3 protein-coding genes are annotated in these 5,405 nt (G+C 60.3%); 1 reads left to right on the top strand and 2 read right to left on the bottom strand.

Annotated elements, in window-relative coordinates; genetic code table 11:
* Positions 1-506 precede the first annotated feature (506 nt).
* Positions 507-878 carry a hypothetical protein gene (locus GNZ13_RS52185; protein ID WP_236001934.1) on the bottom strand — a complete coding sequence of 124 codons (372 nt, stop codon included), beginning with the start codon at positions 876-878 and terminating at the stop codon, positions 507-509.
* 719 nt (positions 879-1,597) lie between these two features.
* Positions 1,598-1,867 carry a hypothetical protein gene (locus GNZ13_RS10615; protein WP_172163303.1) on the bottom strand — a complete coding sequence of 90 codons (270 nt, stop codon included), beginning with the start codon at positions 1,865-1,867 and terminating at the stop codon, positions 1,598-1,600.
* Positions 1,868-3,076: 1,209 nt separating this feature from the next.
* Between GNZ13_RS10615 and glgX the strand changes: the two genes are divergently transcribed.
* Complete coding sequence (gene glgX, locus GNZ13_RS10610; protein WP_172163309.1) at positions 3,077-5,284, top strand: glycogen debranching protein GlgX; 2,208 nt, start codon at positions 3,077-3,079, stop codon at positions 5,282-5,284.
* The last annotated feature ends 121 nt before the right edge of the window (positions 5,285-5,405 follow it).

Here is a 5,405-nt window from a genome sequence, read left to right as displayed (position 1 = left end):
GGCATTGACGCGACCTCAATGGCACTCAGCGGACCGCGTGGCGAGACGGGCCGCTCACGCAAACGAGACGTAGAATGAAATCAGTACTCGCGATTGCCTTCATCGTTTTTTTTAGCGTGGCTGCGATGGCCACCACTTCCATGGGATCCTACTCGAGGAATGGCAGCGACCAGCAGGACGCTTGCCGTTCTGCAACCGCTGCTGCGGAGCAGGACAGGGTTAATTGGCTCTCCAGGGGATGGATCTTCGCAGGGACGTCAAGCTGCACCTGCTCCGGAAGCGGAACAAGCTGGACTTGCTCAGTCAATGCCACGTATTTCCGCCGGTAACCGCAGAGCGACGCCTGCCGGCAACTCGGGAGTCACCGGTCGTGTTGGGCTTCGCTCGCAGCACGTCCGTCACTATTCGGGCGATGTGACGCGGCCCGGCGCCGAGACGTACCTCAATGGCTGTGCTGAATACCACCGGTCGGACGGCACGCGTCGCGTTATATTGTGCTGAAAGGATCAGGCCGACGCGCCAAGCTCCGCCGCGTCGCTACTTTGCCAGTTGGTCTTGCTGCTCAGATGCCAGACGTTCGCTGGCGGCGCATTCAGCCAGACTGTTTTGATGCGGTGCCAACACAACCCTACAGGGGCCGTAAACGGGACTCTCGGTTGATACGTGAACTGCACAAGACGTCGAGCCCGGTCCGCGTAAAGGAGTTCAGCGAATGCGGCAACCGTGGGTTCGACGACATCAGACGAAAGCGAACGAAACGGCAGTCCGGACACAATAATAGTCTTCGCTGGCAGGTCTTGAAGGACCGAAGCGTTCGCATGGAATGCGCCGCCGACCACATGCGCCTGTGGAAATCGCCCTCTCAGTTCGGTGGCCAATTGATCTCCGAGTTCGAATACGATCAGCCGCGCTGACGGGTGCCGGCGCACGAGAGAGTCCGTCACAACTCCGGTGCCGGCCCCCACCTCGACGATCGCCTCGAACGCCTCAACGCCGTCAGCCATGGCATCGGCGAGACAACGCGACGAGGGAGCCACTGCGCCTACGGTTGCAGGGCCTCTTAACCATTGCTTGAAGAAATTTAGGCTCATGCGAGGAAAGAACACGACGTCAGACGGTCTACGAATCTACCCCAGTCGTGATGCAATTGCGGAAACCGCCTCAATAATATCAGGTAGTAGTTGACGCGAAACCGGCGTTGTTCAGGCGTCCGGCCGACCCGTTCCGGCTTTTCTCCAACGCTGCACATAATCCAAGCCGCTTTTTCCTCACATAATCTTACGCATTGCTAAATAGCGACGCGACGGCTTATGCCGGAAGCCGTCTCCGATATGGAGGCAGGCGAACATTCTTAACAAGCGTTGTCGATCGCTGTCAGATCAGCGCTAAAAGATTGCCGCTCACCATGAGGCGGAAGCAGTCCACAGGCGGCACACGCTCGCTTTCTACAATCTCTAGTGGCCGATCGCGAGCGATCATGTCTCGAGGGCGGCAGAATAGCGGCCCATCCGACAGGATGGGCCGAAGCGGCTATGACGATCACTGATACCGGTCCTCTTATGCGATTAGTCCAGTCCAGCACAATGCATCCGCCGCTTTATTTAGCCCGAGTCTCGGCCGGGGCATTATTAGCTTGCGTACTGGTGGCACTGCCGTCGCTCTTGTCGATCCAGACAACTGCCCATTTATGCGCAACCTGGATCGCCTCGGCCTCGGTGTCGAACCAGGCAAGATCGCGTTCGATGTGCATTTCAGTGTCTACATTACTTTCTGGCGAGCTGCGGGTTAGCCGCGCGTGAGCGAAGAATTTCCCAAGGGAGAAATCCGGAGTCGCGTTAATGATCCAGCCACAGTACTCGTACTCCATGGTCACCTCCGATACCCAACTAATCGAGATTCGAAAAGAGAAAACATGGATTCATCAGATCGTAATTGCTACGCCTCCAAGGTTGAACTCGCTGACTTCAGGGTCGGTGCGGGGGCAACGAGTTACCCCACCTTGGGTTTCGTTATAGACCCTCCAGCGAAGCGCGTCTGTGGTTCCGGGGATGGAAAATCGCAACAAATGCGACAAATTGTTTCCCCCCTTACTACGGCCGGGCTTACACCCCGACTACGTTTCCCCAGTAATGGTGAGCGATCATCCATGCAGGGCCTTCGGCCGAGATTGCCCACGACCAGGAGTGGCAGGCGACAGCCGTCAGCATCGGGGCACCTAAACCATTCGACATTCTCGTTTGGAGACATTCTAAAGCGGCAGCATGATCGGCCACCTCACGGGTCGTCATGGCCGAGAAGTCGTCGACAGCGAGCAGTCCATGATCTTCAATGGCTCTTGTGGATCCGGTAGCGGCCGGTCTTGACTTTCGGTCGGCTGTCCGGGTCGGTTGCTGCCGGTCACGACGGGCAGCAGGTGGCCATGATCGCTCGGTCGTGTCACACCCCGAATGCGAACAGTCGCCCGCGACTGGTCCTTACCAGGTCATTGCTGCTCCGGTGACCGCGAGCGAGACGATGCAGCTGTGCCAGCGACTGCGCCGGTAATCGCTACGGCAGAGATCCACGCCTGCCATTGAGAAGTGAAATCGAACTTCGGATCGAGCGCAAATGCTGCATCGAGCGCCTCGTTGAGCGTTTTCCCTCTTTGCAATGCGACGAAGGCAGCCTGCGCGGCTGCGGAATGCACGAGTATTGTGGGTCGCCACGGTGGCCGGACAAGCAGAGCCCACGTTGGGACGTGGAGACGCCGCGGCAAGACTCCGCCCGGTTGATGAGCCAGCCCCAGATATCGGTGATTGCATGGCGCGAGGCGAGTGCCGTGCATGCTAGTAGTGAGGCATTCTTCGCCGATGAAGCCCACCGCTGGCAGATCGGGCTGGTGAGAAATGCCGGGTCGCGCCGTTCTCCGGTATCGTGAAGCTCATCGCCTTCCGGCCTTCGATGCGCCCACACCGCGACGAAAATGCGCTGGGGCATGCAACCTGCTTCAATCGACCAGCTTGGGTCCGGACGCCGTGCCTCGCCGCCGCGCTGGATTCGAGCGCGGCGCATGTCAACGACCGAGAACCACCATCTCATGCCGAACGATATCCGCATTGCCGAAGGCTCGCCTTTTCCGCTCGGCGCCACCTGGGACGGCGAAGGCGTCAATTTCGCGCTCTTTTCCGCGAACGGGACAAGAGTCGAACTGTGCCTCTTCGATGAAAAAGGCGAGAAGGAGCTCGAACGCATCGAGCTTCCCGAATACACCGACGAAGTCTGGCACGTCTACATATTCGGACTGAAGCCGGCCGCGGTCTACGGGTATCGGGTGCATGGGCCTTACGAGCCCGAAGCCGGACATCGCTTCAATCCGAACAAGCTGCTGCTCGATCCGTACGCGAAGGCGCACGTCGGCGAGCTGAAATGGGACCCGGCCGTGTTCGGCTACACGCTGAATGCCGATGGCGACGATCTCACCTTCGACGAACGCGACAGCGCGCCGTTCATGCAGAAGTGCCAGGTCGTCGACCAGACATTCACGTGGACACACCCGACGCGCGTGCGCGTGCCGTGGGAACAAACGATCTTCTACGAAACCCACGTGCGCGGCTACACGAAGCGCCATCCGGCTGTGCCTGAGCACATGCGCGGCACGTTCGGGGGCCTGGGGCAAAAGGAAGTCATCGAGCACATCAGGAGTCTCGGCGTGACCTCGGTGGAATTGCTGCCGATCCATGCGTTCCTCAACGACGACCATCTAACCGATAAAGGCCTGACGAATTATTGGGGCTACAACACGATCGGCTTCTTCGCCGCCGATCCGCGCTTCTTCGCGCAAGGGCCAGGCGCCGTCGCCGAGTTCAAGGAGATGATCGACCGGATGCACGAGGCAGGGCTCGAAGTGATCATCGATGTCGTCTACAACCACACGGCCGAAGGCAACGAGCGAGGGCCGACGCTGTCGTTTCGCGGTATCGACAACGCGTCGTACTACCGCCTGATGCCGGAAGAGAGTCGCTACTACATCAACGATACCGGCACGGGAAACACGCTGAACCTGTCGCATCCGCGCGTCTTGCAGATGGTCACCGACAGCCTGCGCTACTGGGTGACGGAGATGAACGTCGACGGCTTCCGCTTCGATCTCGCGACGATCCTCGGCCGCGAGCCGTACGGTTTCGACGAAGGCGGCGGGTTTCTCGACAGTTGCCGCCAGGACCCGATTCTTTCCAGCGTGAAACTGATTGCCGAGCCGTGGGATTGCGGTCCCGGCGGCTATCAGGTCGGCGGCTTTCCGCCGGGCTGGGCCGAGTGGAACGACAGGTTTCGCGACACCGTGCGCTCGTTCTGGAAAGGCGATGACGACGTCGCCGCCGAACTCGCGACGCGCATCACCGGTTCCGGCGACAAGTTCAACCATCGCGGCCGCCGCCCGTGGGCGAGCGTCAACTTCATCACCGCGCACGACGGCTTCACGCTCAACGACCTCGTGTCGTACAACGACAAGCACAACGAGGCGAACGGCGAGGACAACAACGACGGCCACTCGGACAACAAGTCGTGGAATTGCGGCGTCGAAGGTCCGAGCGACGATCCGGAAGTGCGCACGCTGCGCGAGCGCCAGAAGCGCAACATGCTGGCGACCTTGCTGTTCTCGCAAGGCACGCCGATGATCCTCGCGGGCGACGAGTTCGGCCGCACGCAGCAGGGCAATAACAACGCGTATTGCCAGGACAACGGGATCAGCTGGGTGGACTGGGAAGGCATCGACGACGACGGCCGCGCGCTGATCAACTTCGTGCGCAAGCTGACAACACTGCGCCATACGCTGCCGGTACTGCGTCGCGGACGCTTCCTGACCGGCGAATTCCGCGAAGACCTGCAAGTCGCCGACGTGAAGTGGCTAAGCCCCGCAGGCGACGAACTGACGCCCGAGCAATGGGACGATCCGTCGATGCGCTGCTTCGGTCTTGTCATCGACGGCCGGGCGCAGGCGACTGGCATTCGCCGCCCGGCATCCGATGCGACGCTCCTGCTCGTCGTGAACGCGCACCACGACGTGGTCGATTTCACGCTGCCCGACGTTCCGGGCAGCGATCAGTGGAGTTGCCTGATCGACACCAACGCGCCGATCCGCGAAGAGTTGCCGGACTTCGATTCAGGCGACGTCTATCAGGTGACGGGCCGCTCGCTGCTCTTGTTCGCGCTGCACGCAAGAGGTGCCACGAAGCGGATCTTCAAGCGCCTTGAAGAGGCACTGACCGATGAAGTCGCACCGGAGAGCGGCGACGCGGCGAGCTAGGAGACCGTCGGAGTTGAGGTGAAGCGTAATTCAAAACACTTCAAGGTCCGACTGAGTTCGCGCCGGTTTGCGGACTCACTTCGTCGTCGACACGCAATGAAAGCAATTTGAAGGCTGATTG

Origin of the sequence: Paraburkholderia elongata (assembly GCF_013177735.1) — a bacterium.
Taxonomy (GTDB): domain Bacteria; phylum Pseudomonadota; class Gammaproteobacteria; order Burkholderiales; family Burkholderiaceae; genus Paraburkholderia; species Paraburkholderia elongata.
The sequence above is the reverse complement of the archived record's forward strand: the minus strand, read 5'-3'. Positions and strand labels throughout refer to the sequence as shown.

Coding starts and splice junctions, on each gene's coding strand:
- GNZ13_RS10615 (WP_172163303.1), bottom strand. CDS start 1,867: ATGGAGTACGAGTACTGTGGCTGGATCATTAACGCGACTCCGGATTTC.
- glgX (WP_172163309.1), top strand. CDS start 3,077: ATGCCGAACGATATCCGCATTGCCGAAGGCTCGCCTTTTCCGCTCGGC.